Origin of the sequence: Sulfurospirillum sp. hDNRA2, assembly GCF_024206095.2 — a bacterium.
GTDB lineage: Bacteria > Campylobacterota > Campylobacteria > Campylobacterales > Sulfurospirillaceae > Sulfurospirillum.
In genome coordinates this window covers 2247711-2267233 of sequence record NZ_CP159800.1, presented here as the reverse complement: position 1 = coordinate 2267233, position 19523 = coordinate 2247711, and the positions used below count along the sequence as shown (strand labels likewise).

At 45.8% G+C, this 19523-nt stretch carries 23 protein-coding genes; 9 read left to right on the top strand and 14 right to left on the bottom strand.

All coding sequences use genetic code 11. The features are described 5' to 3' along the window. Window positions 1–12 precede the first annotated feature (12 nt). Genes nuoF through NL930_RS11145 form a run of 5 tightly spaced genes read right to left on the bottom strand, consistent with a single transcriptional unit; the run spans window position 13 to window position 4263 of the window. Window positions 13–1263: an NADH-quinone oxidoreductase subunit NuoF gene (gene nuoF / locus NL930_RS11165; RefSeq protein ID WP_254376721.1), complete on the bottom strand. Its 1251-nt coding sequence runs from the start codon at window positions 1261–1263 to the stop codon at window positions 13–15. Next, window positions 1253–1738 carry an NADH-quinone oxidoreductase subunit NuoE gene (nuoE, locus tag NL930_RS11160; protein WP_039672151.1) on the bottom strand — a complete coding sequence of 162 codons (486 nt, stop codon included), beginning with the start codon at window positions 1736–1738 and terminating at the stop codon, window positions 1253–1255. Before nuoE ends, nuoF begins: the two co-directional genes overlap by 11 nt. Beyond that, the gene (locus NL930_RS11155) at window positions 1735–3402 is read right to left on the bottom strand and encodes an NADH-quinone oxidoreductase subunit D (RefSeq protein ID WP_256497251.1); all 1668 of its coding nucleotides are present in this window, start codon (window positions 3400–3402) and stop codon (window positions 1735–1737) included. Before NL930_RS11155 ends, nuoE begins: the two co-directional genes overlap by 4 nt. Further along, complete coding sequence (locus NL930_RS11150; protein ID WP_060826624.1) at window positions 3395–3913, bottom strand: NADH-quinone oxidoreductase subunit B; 519 nt, start codon at window positions 3911–3913, stop codon at window positions 3395–3397. Before NL930_RS11150 ends, NL930_RS11155 begins: the two co-directional genes overlap by 8 nt. Then, window positions 3904–4263 (bottom strand): NADH-quinone oxidoreductase subunit A, encoded by a 360-nt coding sequence (locus NL930_RS11145; protein ID WP_060826623.1) that lies wholly within the window; start codon window positions 4261–4263, stop codon window positions 3904–3906. The genes NL930_RS11150 and NL930_RS11145 overlap by 10 nt, the downstream gene beginning before the upstream one ends. A gap of 159 nt (window positions 4264–4422) precedes the next feature. On the opposite strand from NL930_RS11145, the gene NL930_RS11140 reads away from it, so the two are divergent. Genes NL930_RS11140 through NL930_RS11130 form a run of 3 tightly spaced genes read left to right on the top strand, consistent with a single transcriptional unit; the run spans window position 4423 to window position 6818 of the window. Then, a complete protein-coding gene (locus tag NL930_RS11140; protein WP_254376720.1) occupies window positions 4423–5544 on the top strand; it encodes a murein L,D-transpeptidase family protein in 1122 nt (373 codons plus the stop codon). Between the two features lie 9 nt (window positions 5545–5553). Next, window positions 5554–5787 (top strand): hypothetical protein, encoded by a 234-nt coding sequence (locus tag NL930_RS11135; RefSeq protein WP_254376719.1) that lies wholly within the window; start codon window positions 5554–5556, stop codon window positions 5785–5787. 2 nt (window positions 5788–5789) lie between these two features. Further along, on the top strand, window positions 5790–6818 hold the full coding sequence (locus NL930_RS11130) for an alanine racemase (protein ID WP_039672157.1): 1029 nt from the start codon (window positions 5790–5792) through the stop codon (window positions 6816–6818). Here the strand turns inward: NL930_RS11130 and NL930_RS11125 are convergent. The 6 genes from NL930_RS11125 to NL930_RS11100 form a co-directional block, all read right to left on the bottom strand. Then, entirely contained in the window at window positions 6815–8062 is a 1248-nt protein-coding gene (locus tag NL930_RS11125; RefSeq protein WP_254376718.1) for a diguanylate cyclase domain-containing protein, read from the bottom strand. The genes NL930_RS11130 and NL930_RS11125 overlap by 4 nt on opposite strands. Window positions 8063–8066: 4 nt before the next feature. Beyond that, window positions 8067–8441, bottom strand: a complete 375-nt coding sequence (locus tag NL930_RS11120; RefSeq protein ID WP_254376717.1) for a hypothetical protein — start codon at window positions 8439–8441, stop codon at window positions 8067–8069. Then, complete coding sequence (locus tag NL930_RS11115) at window positions 8438–8665, bottom strand: PP0621 family protein (RefSeq protein WP_060826619.1); 228 nt, start codon at window positions 8663–8665, stop codon at window positions 8438–8440. Before NL930_RS11115 ends, NL930_RS11120 begins: the two co-directional genes overlap by 4 nt. Beyond that, a complete protein-coding gene (gene rsmG, locus NL930_RS11110; RefSeq protein ID WP_041962890.1) occupies window positions 8655–9212 on the bottom strand; it encodes a 16S rRNA (guanine(527)-N(7))-methyltransferase RsmG in 558 nt (185 codons plus the stop codon). Before rsmG ends, NL930_RS11115 begins: the two co-directional genes overlap by 11 nt. Before the next feature lie 124 nt (window positions 9213–9336). Beyond that, window positions 9337–11322, bottom strand: coding sequence for a methyl-accepting chemotaxis protein (locus NL930_RS11105; RefSeq protein ID WP_305880140.1), 1986 nt, complete (start codon window positions 11320–11322; stop codon window positions 9337–9339). A 161-nt stretch (window positions 11323–11483) separates the two neighbouring features. Continuing rightward, entirely contained in the window at window positions 11484–11912 is a 429-nt protein-coding gene (locus tag NL930_RS11100; RefSeq protein WP_254376716.1) for a desulfoferrodoxin family protein, read from the bottom strand. A gap of 166 nt (window positions 11913–12078) precedes the next feature. On the opposite strand from NL930_RS11100, the gene NL930_RS11095 reads away from it, so the two are divergent. Next, the gene (locus NL930_RS11095) at window positions 12079–12675 is read left to right on the top strand and encodes a superoxide dismutase (RefSeq protein WP_254376715.1); all 597 of its coding nucleotides are present in this window, start codon (window positions 12079–12081) and stop codon (window positions 12673–12675) included. Between the two features lie 57 nt (window positions 12676–12732). On the opposite strand, the gene mscL is transcribed toward NL930_RS11095, so the two are convergent. Genes mscL through ribA form a run of 3 tightly spaced genes read right to left on the bottom strand, consistent with a single transcriptional unit; the run spans window position 12733 to window position 14166 of the window. Beyond that, complete coding sequence (mscL, locus tag NL930_RS11090; RefSeq protein ID WP_039672164.1) at window positions 12733–13161, bottom strand: large conductance mechanosensitive channel protein MscL; 429 nt, start codon at window positions 13159–13161, stop codon at window positions 12733–12735. Next, the gene (locus NL930_RS11085) at window positions 13154–13594 is read right to left on the bottom strand and encodes a GNAT family N-acetyltransferase (protein WP_254376714.1); all 441 of its coding nucleotides are present in this window, start codon (window positions 13592–13594) and stop codon (window positions 13154–13156) included. The genes mscL and NL930_RS11085 overlap by 8 nt, the downstream gene beginning before the upstream one ends. 8 nt (window positions 13595–13602) lie before the next feature. After that, complete coding sequence (gene ribA, locus NL930_RS11080; RefSeq protein WP_039672166.1) at window positions 13603–14166, bottom strand: GTP cyclohydrolase II; 564 nt, start codon at window positions 14164–14166, stop codon at window positions 13603–13605. A gap of 76 nt (window positions 14167–14242) precedes the next feature. On the opposite strand from ribA, the gene hemB reads away from it, so the two are divergent. From hemB to NL930_RS11055, 5 genes are all read left to right on the top strand, one after another. Beyond that, entirely contained in the window at window positions 14243–15217 is a 975-nt protein-coding gene (gene hemB / locus NL930_RS11075) for a porphobilinogen synthase (protein WP_254376713.1), read from the top strand. A gap of 74 nt (window positions 15218–15291) precedes the next feature. Beyond that, window positions 15292–16218, top strand: coding sequence for an ornithine carbamoyltransferase (gene argF / locus NL930_RS11070; RefSeq protein ID WP_060826611.1), 927 nt, complete (start codon window positions 15292–15294; stop codon window positions 16216–16218). 29 nt (window positions 16219–16247) lie between these two features. Beyond that, the gene (locus tag NL930_RS11065; protein WP_254376712.1) at window positions 16248–16706 is read left to right on the top strand and encodes a DUF2603 domain-containing protein; all 459 of its coding nucleotides are present in this window, start codon (window positions 16248–16250) and stop codon (window positions 16704–16706) included. 8 nt (window positions 16707–16714) lie between these two features. After that, complete coding sequence (gene hemN, locus NL930_RS11060; protein ID WP_254376711.1) at window positions 16715–18088, top strand: oxygen-independent coproporphyrinogen III oxidase; 1374 nt, start codon at window positions 16715–16717, stop codon at window positions 18086–18088. A gap of 2 nt (window positions 18089–18090) precedes the next feature. Beyond that, window positions 18091–19353, top strand: a complete 1263-nt coding sequence (locus tag NL930_RS11055; RefSeq protein WP_254376710.1) for a (Fe-S)-binding protein — start codon at window positions 18091–18093, stop codon at window positions 19351–19353. Window positions 19354–19523 lie beyond the last annotated feature (170 nt).

Sequence of the window (19523 nt, the reverse complement as noted above, 5' to 3'; positions counted from 1 at the left end):
CATGTCGACATACTAATGTGCGCGAAGCAGTGCCTCGAACTCATCGGGAAATTTTTTAAGGTAGCTTTGCGCGATAAAAGCGACCGATGGCGCAAACACGCAGATGGTTTTACCGTTCATCGTATCGACCGCATCGAGGATGGTTTGGTAGTCTTCTTTGCTTCCTTTGCCCGCTAAGATTTTGGCTAAGATGCGATCGACCCAACCCGTACCTTCGCGACACGGCGTGCATTGACCGCAGGATTCGTGATGGTAAAACGCAAACAAATTTTTCATTGCTTCGGGAATGCTCACGCTCTCGTCCAGTACGATCATACCGCCCGTACCCAAAGCCGAGCCGTGTGCTTTGAGGCATTCGTAATCGAGCGTTATATCGTCGATCTCATCGGCTCTGAGGATTTGTACCGAAGAGCCTCCCGGGATGATCGCTTTGAGATTTTTATCCCCTTTGATGCCGCCGCACAACTCGTAAATGACGCGTTTCATACTCGTTCCGTAAGGCAGTTCGTACACGCCCGGTTTTTTGACATGTCCGCTGATGCCAAACAGCATCGTTCCGGGGCTTTGTTCCGTACCGTAAGCACGGTACGACGCATAACCTTCGCGAATAATAAACGGCACGCTGGCGATGGTTTCGACGTTATTGACGACGGTCGGATTGCCGAAAAACCATTCGGGTTCTTTGCCTTTGGGTTTGAGTCTCGGGTGTCCGCGCTTGCCCTCTAACGATTCCAAAAGTGCCGTTTTTTCGCCGCAAATATACGCTCCCGCACCTTTGTGAATCGTGACATGTAAAGAAAAATCACGACCGAAGACGCTATTTCCCAAAAGTCCCGCCGCATAAGCCTCGTCGATCGCTTGTTGCAGGCGGTTCATCCAAAAGACGTATTCGCCGCGAATGTATACGTAAGCGTGGTGTGCATTGATGGCGTAACTTGCGCAGATGATGCCTTCGATCAGCAAATGCGGGTCAAACTCCAAAATTTGGCGATCTTTAAACGTCCCCGGTTCGCCTTCGTCGGCATTGACGACCAAGTAAACGGGCTTGGAGCTTTGGGGCGGAATGAGTCGCCATTTCTCTCCCGTTAAGGCACCGCCGCCGCCTTTGCCTCGAAGTCCGCTTCGTTCGATTTCGCAAATCGTTTCATCGGAGCTGAGGCAAAAGAGTTTTTCCAAGGAGGCATAACGGCCGTTGGCACGTGCAATTTCGAGGGTGTGGGCATTTGGAATATCGAAATTTTTGCTGACCACTTTAGCGATCATGGCAAAGTCCGTCTAAAATTTCGTCGATTTTTTCAGGGGTTAGGTTCTCAATATACGCATCGTTGAGCCGCATACAAGGTGCCGTACCGCATGAGCCGAGGCATTCGACGAGTGAGAGCGTAAATTGTCGATCGGGCGTCGTTTCGCCTACTTTGATGCCGAGTTTATATTGAAGGTACTCTTGAATGTTTTTCGAGCCGCAGAGCATGCACGAGAGTGTTCGGCAGAGCTGAATGTGGTATTTGCCGACGGGTTGGAGTTGAAACATCGTGTAAAACGAAGCGACCGAATAGACTTCCATAGGCGTACGTTCTAATTTTTTGGCGATAAAACGTATCGCATCTAGGCTAATCCACCCCTCTTGATACTGAACCATCCACAAGGCAGGTAACATTAACGATTGTTTGTCGGGATAACGCTCTAACAACGCGTCAAATTTTTCTTCGTTCTCCCAATTAAACCCAAAACGACTCATCGATCCAACTCTCCTGCAATAATATTCAAACTTCCTAAACTAAGTATCGCATCGGCGATCATACCGCCTTCAATGATGCTCGGATACGCCGCCATCGCATAAAAACACGGCGGTCTGACTTTGACTTTATACGGTTTGGGGCTTCCGTCGCTGACGATAAAAAAGCCGAGCTCTCCGTTGGCCCCTTCGATGGCTCGGTAAGATTCGCTAGGAGGCACTTTGACGCCCTCGAAAACGAGCTTAAACTGATTCATCAAGCCCTCGATATTGCCGTAAACTTCATGCTTGGGCGGTAGCGAAATCGAGCGATCCGCAACGCACACCGCACCTTGGGGAAGGCGTTTCATCGCTTGTTCGATGATGCGTTTGCTTTGCCTGATCTCCTCAAAACGTACCATAATGCGATCGTACACGTCGCCCACGCTGCCCAACGCCATATCAAAATCGAAACTTTCGTAGTGGTAATAAGGCGCATTGACGCGAAGGTCGTACGCCACGCCGCAGGCTCTGAGGTTGGGGCCGCTGAGGCTTCGGTTGATTGCCTCTTCTTGAGAAATAATGCCCACGTTTTGCGTTCGATCGTGAAAAATGCGGTTATGTTCTATCAATGTGAGCGTATCGCCGACTCCCGTATCGATGGCTTTCAAACAGACATGTAAGTCGTGTTCGAATCCTTCGTAGAGATCGTGACTCATACCGCCGATGCGCATATAAGAGTTGGTGAGCCTTGCTCCCGTGAGCTTGGAAAGAAGATCGTAAACGCTCTCTCTAGGGTTGTACAAATACCAATAATTCGTCAGCGCGCCCATATCGACCAAGATCGCCGCCAAACAGACCAAGTGGTCGATCATACGCGAAAGCTCGCCGATAATGACGCGGATAAACTGGGCGCGATCGGGCAATTCAATGCCCAAAATACCCTCCACCGCATGCGCGAAAGCGATATTGTTCAAAATCGCCGAACAGTAATTGAGCCTGTCGGTATAAGGAATGATTTGGTTGTAAGTATGGTTTTCGCACGATTTTTCAAAACCGCGGTGCAAGTAGCCGATTTCGCTGATGGCGCATCGGATCGTTTCGGACTCTAATGCCACAAACGTGCGAATCGTCCCGTGGCTTGCCGGATGTGCGGGTCCTAGATTGAGAAACATTAACGCATCGTGCGATTCGATGCCTTTGCGTTTGAGCCGAGGCGTCATCTCGTCCATCAAATCGTCGCTTTTATGGCAGAGCTGCCCTTGCGTGATGGGATAGTCTTTGCGCAACGGATGACCGATAAACTCTTTATGATTTAAAATGCGCTTGAGGTTGGGATGGTTTTTAAAATGAATGCCGTATTGATCCCAGATTTCGCGCTCCGCCCAATTGGCACTTTTAAATAAGGAAGCGATACTATCGACCGCTAAAGTTTCGTCCACGTCGATTTTAAGCGTTATCGGGTTGGAAAAAAGTCGATCACGTAAAAGATAGACGATCGCAAAACGCCGTAACGCTGAAGGCTGATGTAAATAATCGATGGCCGTCATATCGACTAAAAACGTGTAACCGTCGTTTTGATACAGTACATGTAAGGCTTGCAGTATTAAAGAAGCATCGAGTTTGTACGCACCGTACGCGTCGATTGAAACCTCTTTTTCAAAGCGTTCAAGAAAGGCTTTAGGCATCAAGGCGTCCTTTGAAAACGCGTTTGGCGCGATCATCGAGCAAACGTTCGTCGGCTTGAATCTTTTGAATCGCCAAAAGCGCGTCTAAAAAAGCTTCGGGGCGCGGCGGACATCCGGCGACGTAGACGTCGACGGGAATAATCGCATCGATGCCTTGAAGGGTAGTGTAATTGTCGTAAAAACCTCCGCTACAAGCACAAGCTCCGGCACTGATGACCCATTTGGGTTCGCACATTTGATCGTAGATTTTTTTTAAAATCGGTGCTTGCTTGTAGCTAATCGTCCCTGCGACGATCAGTAAATCGGCTTGTCGCGGCGAAAAACGCACCACTTCCGCGCCGAAACGCGAGATATCGTATTTGCTACTTGCCACGCTCATAAACTCGATGGCACAACACGCCGTTCCGAAAACATACGGCCACATCGACGATTCTCTTGCCCATGAAAGTGCGCTCTCAAGCGTCGACGTAATGACGCTATCGCCGAAAATCGCTTCGGCTCCTACTGCCATGAGAGCGCCTTGATACGATACACGTACCATAATCCCGCCGCTAAAAGCAGGATAAACGTCAGCATCTCAAAAAGACCGAGAAAACCGAGTTCTCTTAAGTTGAGTGCCCACGGGAACATAAAAATAATTTCGACGTCGAATAAAACGAATAAAATAGCGATCAGGTAAAATTTGGCACTCATGCGCCCCTCGCTCGTACCGATCGGAGAACTGATGCCGCTTTCGTAGAGCATATGTTTGTTTTTCGTTTCGCTTCGAGGACCTAAACGAGCCGAAGCTAAAAAAAGCAGAGGAAGAAAAAGCGTTAAAAAAGCGACGATACACGACGCTAAAAAAAGGTTTTCAGACATTAATCGTATCTCCTCTAAGGTCTGAAATCATCATAACCAAAGAAATGTAAAAGAGACGTAAAAAAAGAAAATCAATTTTATCGCTAAAAAAGAGCGATGCTTAAGAGATTTTTTTATACAATAGCACCCAAAATTGTTATTAAAGTTAGAGGATTGTGTATGCGCTATTTGGTTTTTTTGTCTCTTTTCTCTTTAGGTTTGTATGCCGCGATTACGGCAGACGATATTTACTACGTTTACAAAACAAAAGGTATTAAAGCCGTCGAGGAGCTTTTAAAACGAGAGTACGAAGTCAAAGAAGTGAAAGAAATCAAAGAGGTCAAAGAACCCTTTAAAGAAGTAAAAGAGGCGAAAAAAGAAGAGCCTAAAGAGCCGGCGGTTAAATTGGGTCAAAAACGTTTCGTTAAATTCAAAACGCCGAGTGAAAAAGAGTCGGTTTCGCGCGATCATTGGTTGAAGCAACTTAAGGGAATCGATGTGAGTTACGGCTACTACGAAGACGTCGAGTCATTGATCGTGTGTGAAAAAGAGAAAAAACGCTGTGACGTCTTCCATGTCGAAGAAGACGGATTGAAACTCGTTCGCGTTCACGACGACGTTATTATGGGTAAAGGCGGCGATAAAGTCAAACGCGGCGATCTTAAAACGCCGGTGGGCGTGTATGAAATCACGAAACGCTTTAAACCGACCAATCAATTTTACGGACCTTTGGCGTTCTCGCTCTCCTATCCCAACCTTTTCGACGTCTTGCGTAACAAAAGCGGCGACGGCATTTGGATTCACGGTATGCCGATTGACGGAAAAGACAGAGACGATTTGAGCAAAGGGTGCGTGGTCATGGAAAACAACGCCATCTTAACCCTCGATACGGAGATTAACGCACAAAGCGCGGTCGTCATTATCGGCGAATCGAAAGTGCCTAAAATGACGCGCGAACAAGTTGCGACGATTTTAAGCGAAGTTTATAAATGGCAACGGGCTTGGAAGGTCAACGACATTACGACCTATCTTAATCTCTATTCCAACGATTTCAAAAAATCAGACGGCTCGGGTAAGGCAAAATTTTCGGCGATGAAACAACAAATTTTCTCACGCAAAGAGAACAAAACGATTCTGTTTGAAAATATCAGTATTTCGCCGTATCCGACCGTAGACGATCGTAAATTGTTCAAAGTCTCATTTTACCAAACGTATAAGAGTCCCTCTTTTGCTTCAAAAGGCGATAAAGAGTTGTATATAGAGATGGTCGGCGATAAAATGCAGATATTGGCGGAAAAATAGGAAGTAAAGATGCAAGAACACGAAGAGATTGAAGAAGAATTAACCAAGCTGATCGCGGCGCGCGAAGCTTTTTTGGCGTATATGGACGCGACGATTCCTAAAGACGAAAAGGGTATCGGTTTTGACTTTTCAACCAATCCTACGTTGGATGCAAAAACGGTTTACGAACACTTTTACAAACTCGATTACCAAGCGCGCAAAATCAGGAGTTTTGTCGTTAAAGCTTTCGAATTGAGGCATTAACGATGGCGTACATTACGATTAACAAAGCGCATTTTTTTCACAATCTCACGCTTTTGAGCGATAAAGCCGGCGGCAAAAAGAAGCTGATGGCGGTTTTAAAAGACAACGCCTACGGACACGACGTCGCCTTAATGGCGCGTTTATGCCAAGAGTACGGCATCGTCCGCGCCGCCGTTAAGACGATAGACGAGGCTAAAATCATCGCTCCGATGTTTGACGAAGTTTTGGCTTTAGTCGATCATCCGACGCATAAAAGCTTGCATCCGAGCATTTCGTTTGCAACGCATTCGCTAGAAGCATTGCATGCGCTTCCTCCCGGAGCGGCGATTCATTTGAGCATCGATACGGGCATGCATCGAAACGGCATTAAAGAAGAGATGATCGAAGCGGCACTGGCATTGATTGCGCAAAAAGGGTTGCTTCTCAAAGGTGTTTTTACGCACTTTCGCAGTGCCGACGAATTGACGAGCGAGTTTTTTTGGCAACGTTCCAATTTTGAACGCGCAAAAGCAAAAATCCGCTCTTTTGCTAACATGTACGCATTTCCGAAGATTCATTTTCACTGTTGTAACTCAGCGGGGCTTTTGCGCTCGAACTCCTTAGGCGACGACGACTTCGCACGTCCGGGGATTGCGATGTACGGCTACAGTCCGGTCGATCCGCGTATCGGTACGTACGACTTAAAACCCGTTATGGCGTTATGGGCGGAAAAATTGAGCACGCGCATCCTTAAAAAAGGAGAACGCGTCGGATACGGCGGTATTTACGAAGCGAAAGAAGACGAGGTGATTTCGACGTACGACATCGGTTACGGGGACGGTTTTTTCCGCTTCGACGGGTTTGAACCCGTGTTGATGGCAGATGGCAAAGCAACCAAAGGACGTATGTCGATGGATAGTTTTTGCGTGGGCGGCGATGCCGCGAAAGTCTGTATGTTTGATGACGCAGAACCGCTTGCAAAACAATTTCATACCATTAGCTACGAAATTACGACCAAACTTTCCGCTTCGTTAAAACGTATCGTGATTTAGCTCGCGAACAACTTGATTTCGATTGCGCCGCTTGCTTCTCGCGTGCTAGCGACGCTCAATGCGCTCTCCGCTCGAAGTTTAAACGTCGATAAGGTATCTTTGGGAGCCAAAGAGGTAATGCCGAAACTGCAACTAATCGTTCCGATATGGGAAAACTTCGTTTGAGCCAATAAGGCTTGAAATTTTTTAGCGACGCCCAATCCCGCTCTAAAATCGACTTCGGGTAGCAAAAGCGCAAAACGATCGTCGGTCCATTTTGCAAAGACGTCGATGTCGCGCGTATTTTTTTTCACCAGTTGAATAAATTCTCTTTTAAATCCCGTGATAACCGCGGCGGGAAAGATATTGCTGATATTTTTAAAGGCGTTGATCTCGATGAGAACGAGCGTGAGATTCGTGTGGTAGCGTTTGTGACGTTTAAACTCTTGTTGCACTTCGTCTTGGAGTTTTAAATAGGTAAAAACGTCAAGCGTTTTATCGTATTGCGTCATTTCGCCGGCGTAACTCGTATTCATACTTTGCAAGAGTTCTTTTTTTGCCGAAAGGGAAAGTGCAAAGCTTAGCATTTGAAGAAAACGGCGAAGTATCGACATGTGGGCTTCAACGATTTCGGGTGAGAAGCTTGCCAGCATTAAGTTTCCCAAAATCTTTTCATGACGCTCTTCTTTAATCTCAAAAGCAAAAAGCGTTAAAGTCTTTTTATCGATCGTAACATGTTCTTTGGAAAACGCGGATTTCTTGGTGTAGATTTGAATCGCGATTTTTTCGATTTCGCTTTGGTACGGGTTGGTGTGCAGAGGATGAATCTCTTTGGAGCGAAAGTGCGCTTTTATAAAAGTGTTTTCATTGTAAAGTGTCATACTCTCTTTATCGTAGAGAAACAAAAGCGTTGCTTCTAAGGACAAGTTTTTTTCAAGAATCTCCAATGCTTTGACGGTATTGAGTTTGGTAGAAAGCGAAGAGAGTAGGACATCGGAGAGTTGTTGTAGCTGTGCGATCTCGTCTAAAGGTTCGGTATATTTTTCGTCTTGAAGAGGAAAAGAAAAACGTTTCGAAAAGAAAATCGCGGCAAAAATCAGCGCAAAAATCGCTATTTTAATCCATGCGACGCTATGGTTTGAACGCAATAAAAGTTCATCCCCCAACGAGGTTTCGTAAAGCACAACGTTGGAAAAAGCGTCCAATACCCAATAAGCAAGAGCACCGATGAGAGCTACAACGTAGAGGTTAAGGTCGCGGCGCATAGGCTTACTCGCGGATTCCGTCAGCAAACAAAATACCGTCGATACCGTGCAAGGCGGCAAACTCAATGTCGTTATCGTCGCTTGAAGTCAACAGTATTTTGGCGTCGAAGAGATAGTCGTCGGCAATTTTTTGCGCTTGTAACACCAAGGCTTTACCGACGACGAAATACGAAGCATGAAGCGCATGACCCAACATCAGCTCTTGAATGTTTTTGACGTTCATGGCAAACGGAACATTTTGCGCGAAGCAATAGCTTGCCAAAGGCGCGTCAAACTCAAAAAGCACGATCGCGTTTGAGGGCGTGTGAGACAATGCTTCTTGAGCGGCGATACGATAAAAAGGCGTATAGGGAATGAGCGAATGTCCTAAAATGATCATGACGTCAACCTTGCACACTCTTTGGAGCAATAAAAAACACCGTCTTTAATGATGGCGTCTTTATGGCTAATAAACGTTGAACACGCATGGCATTCCACCATCGTTTCGCCTTCTAATTTCTTCGCGTCGCGGTTTTTTTGAATCGTTTCTTTTCGAGCATTTTTGAAAAAAAAGAGATAAATCAATACGATAACGGCGCAAAATAGCGCGATTTTAAGCAACATCGACATCCTTCATCACAAGATAATAACGTTTTTCTCTTTGGTACACGCGACAGTTCGACAACCCTTTGATCTCTTCTTCGACGAATTCGCCTTTGTAGAATAGTAAGGTTGTCGTAGGACGAATAAAATTACGGCACAATCGTACCAGTGTTTTTGTTTGGGTCACGGCGCGCGAACTAATCAAATCGACCTCGAAAGGCGCTACTTTTTCGACGCGATCGGTTGCAATGTCAACGTTTTTAAGATCGAGCGTTGTTTTGACCAGATGTAAAAAAGCACTTTTTTTCGCAATCGGTTCGAAAAGCGTAAAATGCACGTTCGGTAGCGCAAACGCCAAGACCATTCCCGGAAAACCCGCTCCCGTGCCGATATCGATTGCCGTTCGAAACGAAGAGCTTTCCAAAAACTGCAAAGGATAAACGCTATCTTCGATATTTTTCATGACCGCTTCGTGCGTTTTGGCTCCGGAAATATTGTGCGTACGGTTATAGTGCAATAAAAGCGATGCGTACGTTTGGGCATGTGAGTCAAAATATTCCGGAAGCATTGCGTGCCCTTTGAAAAAAAGATATTAAAAGTATATCGTATCTAAAGGGCGATTAAGGAAGGTTTACATGTGGGTCGTACGGTAAGCATTTTTCGTACGATCCACATGTAACCAAAGAAAGCGTTTAACGGATGCGAAAGCGGCGTAGCTCGATATTGGCGTTTTGTGCTTTTGTCAACAACTGACCGGAAATCTCTTTAACGCGTTCGCCCAAGGCGTTGTTATGTTCGGAGAGCGACGTCATATCGTCGATTTGTTGCATAAACGTTTCTGCCGTTTGCGCGACGAGCGTATGTTCGTTACTTTGTTGCTCGGAGATTTCGATGGTACGGCTCAATGTTGCGGAGGTGCGTTCGGAGTCGCCGATGAGTTGATTCGTGTCTTGCGAAAGGCGGAAAAACGATTGTGAAATTTTTTCCGTTTCGTTACTTACAAGGTTGATCGTTTGTACGATGACGTTGGTCGTCGTGCTAATATCAAGCAGTGAGGCTTGTGTGCGTTCGGCCAATTTGCGCACTTCATCGGCGACGACGGCAAATCCGCGCCCGTGCTCGCCCGCCCGTGCGGCTTCGATAGCGGCGTTGAGGGCTAAAAGATTGGTTTGATCCGCGATATCGTCGATAATGCTAAGGACTTCTTTGATTTGCGTCGCTTGTTGCGAAAGCGATTCGACCTGAGAACTTAGAGCGTGTTGTTCTTGTGCGCTTTGGCGCGTGCGATCGACGACGCTGCGCATATTCATCACAAACGTATTGAGGATCTCTTGCGTTTGTTGGAGATCTTGACAGGTTTGAAACGATGTGTGTTTCATCTCCAACTCTTTCGCTTTTAAGCGTTGCATATCGGATTGGACGGTATGCATAAAGCGGTTTTGTTTTTCGATATTGCAAGAGAGGTCGGCGGAAACGCTGTTTAACGAATGGCTTGCTTCGACGCTTTGGTCGGAAGTCTCTAACGCTTTGGAGATGGAGGCTTTAAAATTTAAAATCAAGGTTTGTACCTGTTTCATCGTATCGGAGATTTCGTTATCGTTTTTCAACGTGAGCGATTCGGTAAGATCGAGGTTGGAAGCGATACTTTCCAATTTTTTTCCCGAAACGGTAATGGCCTGTAAAACGTCTTTAAACGTAGCATACAGTAAAACGATGATAATCAAGGCGGTTAAGACAAGCACACTGCCTTCAATCCAAACATGGCGGTACGTTGAGGCTTCCAAGGCGTTAAGGGTTTGTTCGATTTCTGCGGAGAGATGATCGTCGACGCTTTTGAGCAGGTTGATTTTATCGGTAATCGTGTTAAACCATACGGTTGCATCCACGCCAAAATGTCCTTCGTTGGCTTTGGTGATCGCACTTGAGCGCATCTTCTCGACTTCTCCCACGACGGGCGATTGCATCGTTTTTTGGTAAAACGCTATCGAAGCAGGCGAAGCCGTGCCTAAAAAAGCATCCAAATACGAAGCTTGTTCGGAGACGAGGGTAATCAGTTTAACGAACATGTTCGGCGCGAAGGCATCGGCGGCAAAGGTATTGGACAAGACGGCCCGTTCGATGCCCGTGCGTTCTTTGGCTTTGAGAAAATTGGCGTAGGCATTGAGCTGTTTGATGGTTTCGGGATTATTCGAGAGCATGGACGAGGAGGTAACGATGTCTAAAAGGTGTTTGTTTAAAAGCGTGTAAAAATCAACTTGCTCCGCCGCACTAATCGCAAAGGTATCGACGCGTTTTCGAATGCTCTCCAGATTGGAAAGCATGGTATCGATCGTCTGGATCTGTTCACCCAAAGAAGCGGGAAATCGGCTCAAATCGATCGTTTGAAGTGCTTGGCGGTAGCGCGCTCTTTCCTGATCCGTCAATTGACGTTGCGAGGGAAGCTTGTCGGCAAATTTCTTCCCCGACGAGCCCAAATATCCCGCACTCGTACCTCTTTCTTTTTGGCTTTCGTGAACGAGTAAGCTAATGCTCGTCGAAAGAGAGACGATACGTTGAAGGTTTTGAATATTGGAGAGTTTTTCATGCGTCGTCATAGCCATTCTAACACCCATAAGTAAGGCGACGAGACCGACGACGATCGAGACAAAGGCTAGTTGAAGCTTAACGGTGCGGCGCATACTCTATCTCCTCGTATAAAAGTCGTTTTATTTCATAGCGTTGATTATACTGGTGTCGGAAATCCAAATGCATTGACGTACGTCAAACGAATATTAAAGGCTCAAAATCGATACGTGGGGCGCACGTGATGTGCGTCCCAAATACGCTATATCAAAAAAGCTTAAACAACGGCGATAGAAGAGGTATAGTCGCCGTGGAGATTACAGCGTGCAACGGCGGAAAGCGTTTTGACGCTTTTCGTATCGATGCGTGCCGCCAAATAGCCTCGAGACGTTTTAGGCTCAAGCGAAACCGTTGCCGCTTTGTGTCCGTCCGCAAAAAGCGTGATTTCGTAAATCCAATGGTTCTCGACGCTTGGATGAAGAACGCCTTTTTGTCCAATATTGACTTCCACCAGCGCAAAGCCGTTTTTATCCGCCGCACCGATCGTGATTTCGGGAGAGTGTTTAAGTTCCGCCTCGGTAGGATTTGCCGGATCTTTAATGCTCATAGCTTGTTTATTGACGATTAATTTTTCGTCGTAAGCACTTGCAACCGTCGTCGCCAATGCGGCAAGAGCACCTATTTTTAAAGCATCTCTTCGTTTCATACGCAACTCCTTTAAGATGAAAAATACGAAAAAATTATAGCTAAAAAGTTTCAAAAGTCAATTGATAAAAAAATGTAACTAAGAGACTAAATTCATAGATTTAACATTCCTTTAGCAAGAAGCGATAGAATGAACGAGAAGATTATTTTACGACAAGGAGTTTACGATGGCGATTACTTTACCTCCGCTTCCTTACGAAGCTCATGCGCTTGCGCCTTATATCAGTGCCGACACTCTTGGATTTCATCACGGAAAACATCATCAAACATATGTTACAAACCTAAACAATCTCATTCAAGGAAGCGACCTTGCGGACGCGCCGCTGGAAGAGATCATCAAACTTTCGGCGAACAAGCCCGAAAAAGCGGCTATTTTCAACAATGCGGCACAGGTGTGGAACCACACGTTTTACTGGCATTCGATGAAAAAAGGCGGCGGCGGTGCGCCAAGCGGTGCGATCGCTGCAAAAATCGACGAAGCTTTCGGAAGCTACGAAGCGTTTGTTGAAGCGTTTAAAAGTGCGGGTGCGACGCAATTTGGAAGCGGCTGGGCGTGGCTGGTGCTGGAAAACGGCGTGCTCAAAGTGACGAAAACGTCCAATGCCGATACGCCGATGGTGCATGCTCAAAAAGCTTTGTTAACCGTGGACGTGTGGGAACATGCTTACTATTTGGATTATCAAAACAGGCGCGTAGATTATCTCGATATTTTCTTAAAACATCTCGTGAATTGGGAGTTTGCCCAATCCAATTTGCTAGCGTAAGGTCGATTGAAAATCCTTACATGTCATCTTACATGTAAGGATTTTTGTGCGTCGATGTTATGCTTGATCGCTTAAACAATGCGGACATTTTTTAGCGGCGAGGGGAATGTTCATCGCGCACTCGGGGCACGCTTTCGTCGTAGCTTCGGGTGCTTTTTTGGGTGCAATCTTCGTGTAGCCTTTGATCATCATAAACATGACAAATCCCAAAATAACAAAGGAGGTCAGGTCGTTGAAAAAAACACCGAGTTTGATCGCCGGAGCACCCGCTTTTTCAAGCTCACTTAAAGAGGCGTAGCTTTTGCCGTCCAGTGCAATAAAAAGCGACGAAAAATCGACGTTCCCGAGCAACAAGCCGATCGGCGGCATGATGACGTTGCTGACCAGCGATTTGACGATCGTCGCAAACGCCGCTCCGAAAATAAAACCGACCGCCATATCGACGACGTTTCCTTTGACGAGAAAATCGCGAAATTCTTTAAGCATCTTCACTCCTTACATGTAGGTTTTTGACAAAATATTTCGGCGATTCGACGTAACCGCATCGCGCGTAAAAACGGTGTGCGTCTTTGCGTCTTTCATGGCAATGCACTTCGATGCGATCGCAGCCTTTCTTTCGAGCGACGTCTAAAGCATAAGCTTCTAAGGTAGCACCGATGTGAACCGAACGCATCGTTTCATCGACGACAAAGTAGCTAATCCGTAAAAACGGACCGAGTAGGGCGATTTGAGGAATGACATGTAAACAAAGCAAAGCGACGACGCGACCCTCGGTTTCGTACACCGCTAAAGACGCGTCGGGATGTTCTAAAAGCGTTTGAATGCGCGCGGGAAGAAACGAGGACGTGTTCTCATAGCCCAATTGTTCGAGAAGAATCGCTAAAACGTCGGCATCTTGAACGTTGGCTTCGCGTATCACGGTTTCTCCTAAAAAAGGTGTCCCATTTGCTCTTTTTTCGTTTTTAAATACTTCTCGTTGAAAACGTTCGGTTCGATAATCACGGGCACGCGTTCTGTAATTTCAATCCCTTTGAGGCTTTCGAGCTTTTTGGGATTGTTGGTTAAGAGTCGGATTTTCGAGACGTTAAAACGGTTTAAGATAAACTCGACGATCTCGTAGGTACGTTCGTCGGCTTTAAAACCGAGCTGGTGGTTGGCTTCGATGGTATCAAAACCTTTATCCTGCAAAGCATAGGCGTTGACTTTGTTGAGAAGCCCGATATTACGCCCTTCTTGGCGTAAATAAATGACCATACCGCCTTCTTTTTCGATGAGCTTCAAGGCATATTCGAGTTGGTCGCGACAGTCGCATTTCAGGCTTCCGATAGTGTCGCCCGTAAGGCATTCGCTATGAATTCGGACTAAGGGAATCGTACCTAAGGGCTCTTTGAAGATTACTAAATGCTCTTTAATACCCTCTTTAAACGATTGAATTTTGAAGCTTCCAAACCGAGAGGGAAGGTTTGCAACTTCGGAAATTTCGATTTTCATATTTTTTAAATCCAGTTATGGTAAAATCATTATTTTTTATAAGCGACGATAATTCTAACGAAGATAAGGCAAAAGAATGTTTAAAAGATTTAGAAGACTCAGAATGAACGCAACGCTTCGCTCCCTTGTGCGCGAAACCACTCTTAGCATGGACGATTTTATCTATCCGTTATTTGCACGAAGTGGCGAAGGGATTAAAAAAGAGATTGGCTCGATGCCCGGTGTCTTTCAGATGAGCATCGACGAGATTGTGAAAGAGTGCGGCACGTTGCAAACACTTGGAATTAACGCAATTATTTTATTTGGTATTCCCGAAGTCAAAGACAGCGTGGGCAGTGATGCACTTTGTGAGCATGGCATTATCGCAAGTACGATCAAAGCGGTGAAAAAAGCGTATCCGAACATGTTTGTCGTCACCGATCTTTGTTTTTGTGAATTTACCGATCATGGACATTGCGGCATTTTAGATATGGAGCACGAAAGCGTTGATAACGACGCAACGTTAGAGATTTTAGCCAAACAAGCTCTTGTTCACGCGCATGCAGGTGCTGATATGATCGCCCCATCAGGTATGATGGACGGGATGATCGAAGCATTACGTGAGGCTTTGGATAGCGAAGGCTTTATTAACCTTCCGATTATGAGTTATTCGACCAAATTTGCCAGTGCGTACTATGGACCGTTTCGCGATGTGGCAGAGTCTGCTCCTTCTTTTGGCGATCGTAAAACCTACCAGATGGACCCAGCCAATCGCAGAGAAGCCATTGCTGAATCCATCGAAGATGAAGCGCAAGGGGCTGACATTTTGATGGTGAAGCCCGCTCTTGCCTACCTCGACATCGTGCGTGATGTGCGTGAAGCAACGTCGACACCGCTGTGTGTTTACAACGTGAGTGGCGAATATGCGCTCTTAAAAGCGGCCGCAAAAGCGGGCGTGATCGATTATGAGCGTGTGATGATGGAGACGATGATCGCGTTTAAACGCGCGGGGGCTGACATCATCATCAGTTACCACGCGAAAGAAGTAGCTGAGATTTTAAGAAAAAAGTAAATTCTACGCAAAGCGTAAGCTTTAGTGCGGGGAATTTTATGTGGGCTTTGCCCAAATAAAAGGAGACATTGAATATGAGACACTTTCTCACACTGAAAGATTTTTCAAAAAAAGAGATTTTAGAGATCATCGATTTGGCGATCAAGATCAAAAAACAGGCGAAAAAAGGCAAATTTAAACCCTACCTTGAAAATCAAACCTTAGGCATGATTTTTGAAAAAAGCAGTACACGAACACGTGTCAGCTTCGAGGTGGGGATTCATCAGCTTGGCGGAAAAGGGTTGTTCCTCTCTTCCAATGACTTACAACTAGGGCGCGGTGAACCGATGAAAGATACGGCACGTGTCATTAGCCGAATGGTCGATATGGTGATGATCCGAACCTTTGCGCAAAGCACGCTCGAAGAGTTTGCGGCGTATTCACGCGTTCCTGTGATCAGCGGTTTGAGTGATTCGTACCATCCTGTGCAGTTGATGGCGGATTATCTCACGATGGTCGAATACAAAAAAGATCAAAACCCCATCGTTGCGTATGTGGGCGATGGCAACAACATGACCCATTCCTGGTTGATGCTCGCTTCTAAACTAGGTTTTGAACTTCGCATCGCCACACCTAAAGGGTATGAAGTGGATGCTCAAATCTTAGAAGATGCTCTCTCATTTGCCAAAGAGAGTGGCGCGGTGATTAAAATCGGCAATGATCCTAAAGAGGCGATCACAGGTGCTACGGTGGTGACGACCGACACATGGGTTTCGATGGGGCAAGAGGCAGAAAAAGCGAAGCGCATCGCTGATTTTCAAGGGTTTATGGTCGATGATGCGATGATGAGTTTGGCGCAAGACGATGCAATGTTTTTACACTGCTTGCCGGCGTACCGTGATTATGAAGTGAGCGAAAGTGTCTTTGAAGCGCATGCCGATGAGATTTTTGATGAGGCAGAAAACAGACTTCATGCCCAAAAAGCCGTGATGGTATGGCTGGATAAGCACAGAAATAACTAATGGAATTTAAAAAACGAAAAGAGTTTAAGATGATAGAAAAAATTTCTAAAAATTTAAGCCCAACCAAACAAAAAGAACAGACGGTTTTGGAAATTCTTCCAAGCGAAGAGAGTGAGGCGAAAGTATTGCGCCTGAAAAGCGGTTCGTGGGATAACACGAAAGAGCCGTGGTTAGTTTACGACGAAAACGATAAACTTCATGCGCTTTTGTCGATCGAGACGCTCAGTAAAATGATCGAGCATTTTAAAGAAGCCGAACAAGAGGCTCTTTTTTTGAAACTTGAGAAGAGTATTTTAAAGCATTTGCCTTTAGATTTTCACGACGTCTTAAGCGTGGCAATGGAAGAGCTCAATCGAAGCAAAAAGAAAAACATCGATTTTGATAGCTTAATCGCGAAGATCAAAAAAGAGCATCCCAACCTCTTTTTGGATTTGAAAGACCTCTACTTGCCGGAAGGTTCGAGTATTATCAGCGCGACAACGCGCTAAGGACGCATATGATTGATTTTGAAAAATTTGCCAAGTATTCCAAAGCGGGACCTAGATACACGAGCTATCCGACCGCTCCGGAGTTTCATGAGAGCTTTACATGTAGAAGCTACGAAGATGTTTTGGCACATCAAGATAAGAGCCGTAAACTCTCTTTGTATTTTCACCTTCCGTTTTGCCGAAGTGCGTGTTATTTTTGCGGCTGTAACGTCGTATACACGAGTAAGGAAGACAAAAAAGAGCGTTATATCGACTATTTGGAGCGTGAGCTAGAGTTGCTTTCCAAACACCTCGATACCTCGCGCGAAGTGATTCAGATGCACTTTGGTGGCGGTACGCCGACATTTTTTAGCACCGCACAGTTAGAGCACATTATAGGTGCTATCAAGAAGCATTTTAAAAACTTCGCCAAAGATGCCGAGATCAGCTGTGAGATCGACCCGCGCTACCTTACCAAAGAGCAGTTAGAGGTGCTTACATGTAACGGGTTTAACCGCGTGAGTTATGGTGTGCAAGACTTTAACGATGAGGTTCAAAAAGCAATCCACCGCATTCAACCTTACGACGTGACGGAAAATGTTGTAAAAATGGCTAAAGAAGCGGGCATTAAGTCGATCAATATGGACTTGATCTATGGACTTCCCTACCAAACTTTTGAGAGCTTTCAAGAGACCCTTCGTCTTGCCGTAACACTTGATCCAAGTCGTTTGGCGGTCTTTAACTACGCGCACGTGCCGTGGATGAAAAAGTCGATGCGCAAGATCGATGAGACCACGCTTCCGCACCCCAGTGTCAAGCTTGCTATTATGCGCTACACGATTGATTATTTAGAGTCCAATGGCTATAAAATGATCGGTATGGATCACTTTGCAAAACCTGATGATGAGCTGTTTCTTGCCATCGAAAAAGGCGAATTGCACCGTAACTTCCAAGGCTATACGACCAAAGGTGGAGCGGATTTGATCGGTATTGGTTTAACCAGCATTGGTGAGGGTGTGCGCCACTATGTGCAAAACTTCAAAGAGATGGATGCGTATGAAAAAGCGATCGATGAGGGTAAACTACCCGTGCATCGTGGGCTCATCTTAAACGACGATGATGTGCTTCGAAAAGCTGTCATTATGGAGATGATGAGCAACTTCAAGCTCAACATTGCAGGCATCGAAGCGCAGTTTGGCATCGACTTTTTTGACTACTTTGCCGACGCGATTGAAGCGCTTGCGCCGTTTGTCGAAGAAGATTTGGTGATGATCGATAAAGTGGAGAAAAAAATTCTCGTCAATACCACAGGCACACTGCTCATTCGCAATATCGTGATGCCCTTTGATGCGTATCTTAAGAAAATTCCCGAAGCACAACGACGCTTCAGTAAAACGGTGTAAACATGTTCCCCTATACCCTAACTTCAGATGCCTGCGTCAAATGCGGCAAGTGTATTCCGGTCTGTACGATTCACGAAGTGAACCGTGACGAAGTAACGAGTCCGAGAGGTTTTTTAGACCTTTTAGGTGCGTACCAAAAAGGCGAGTTGGAGCTGGATAAAAACGCTAAAAAGATTTTTGAAAGCTGTTTTTTGTGTACCAATTGCGTGAGCGTCTGCCCTAACTCTTTACCGGTCGACGGGCTCATCGAGCAAGCGCGTAACGATATTCGTAAAAAATTCGGGCTTGCATGGTATAAAAAACTTGCGTTCTTTTTGCTACGCAACCGTAATATTATGGACGTCTTAGCCCGTTTGGGTTACATGTTTCAAACGTGCGGTTTTAAACTGGTGGAGAAACAAAGCTCCATGTACATGCGAAACTTCCCGATCATTAAAATGGACAGATTGTTCCCGAGCTTGAAAAAGAAAACGTTTTTGAATTCCCACCCTGACGTGATTTATAACGGCGGCAAAGGCAAAGTGGGCATTTTCATCGGGTGTTTGGCAAACTACATGTACACCGACATCGGTAAGGCACTATTAGAGATTCTCAAAGTCTTGGAGATCGATGCGTATCTCATCAAACAACAAAAATGCTGTGGCGCGCCTCAGTATTTTACGGGCGATTTTGAGAGCGTTGATGCGCTTGCAAAGTTTAACATCGAGTACATCGAGGGCTTTAAAGATGAATTAGACGCCATCATCATTCCAGAAGCGACCTGTAGCGCAATGATCAAAGCCGACTACGTGCATTTCTTCCACGACCAACCAGAGTGGCAAGCCAGAGCCAAAGCTATTGCTCCGCATATTTTTATGGCAACCGAATACTTGGAAAAGAAAACAAACCTAGCGCAAATCTTGGCAACCAAAGCCAAACAAAGCGATGCCGTTACCTACCATGACCCGTGCCACGCGCGCAAAATGCAAGGTGTGTGGAAAGAGCCGCGAAACTTACTCTCACAAAATTACGTGATGAAAGAGATGAGTGACCCGAACCGTTGTTGCGGTTTCGGCGGTGTCACGATGCAAACGGGCAATTACCGTTTCGCTAAAGCCGCAGGCGTACCAAAAGCGGCGATGATCAAAGCCACAGGCGCCGAGTACGTGAGTGCTGAATGCAGTGCGTGTCGAATGCAACTCAGTGACGCTATGCACGGACAAAAAGTCGATGTTATCTTTAAAAACCCGATAGAATTGATCGCTAAAGCGCTAAGAGAGGGGTAATTTAAGGTCGAAATTTTCGACCTTAAATCAGTGACACATTTATCGTAAAGCACAGATTTTTTGCTATAATACCCGTGCAAATTTTTCTATAAAGTATGCCGTAAGCATTTAACGTTAACCAATGCGCTAACTTCTACCGGTTCGTCCGGGGATGAACTTTATGTTATGCC